1 tRNA gene is annotated in these 363 nt (G+C 30.3%); it reads right to left on the minus strand.

The window, feature by feature from the left end:
- Positions 1-285: 285 nt before the first annotated feature.
- Positions 286-358 (minus strand) — tRNA-Thr (locus HMPREF0549_RS08950).
- Between the last annotated feature and the right edge of the window lie 5 nt (positions 359-363).

Here is a 363-nt window from a genome sequence, read left to right on the forward strand (position 1 = left end):
GTTAATCTTTAGAAGGAGTGTGGACATCCTTGAAAGTAAAAATTTCCCTTAATTGGTGGGGAGTAATTATTTTAGCGATCTTGATTTATGCACTATGGCGTTAAAAGATTATAGTAATATTTTTAATTTATACTGTTTAGTGGAGTAACCAGAATTGATAATTGTTTCCTTTTTACTACACGTATTTAAAAGCAGATTTTAAAAAATAACCAATTTTATTTAAACGTAACAAAAAAGTCTATAGACTTAAGGTTAACTTAATCTATAGACTTTAAATATTAATAATGCTGACTAGAGGATTCGAACCTCCGACCTCATCATTACTAATGACGTGCTCTGCCAACTGAGCTAAGTCAGCATCAA

The sequence above is a fragment of the Limosilactobacillus vaginalis DSM 5837 = ATCC 49540 genome, assembly GCF_000159435.1.
In the GTDB taxonomy this organism is placed as follows: domain Bacteria; phylum Bacillota; class Bacilli; order Lactobacillales; family Lactobacillaceae; genus Limosilactobacillus; species Limosilactobacillus vaginalis.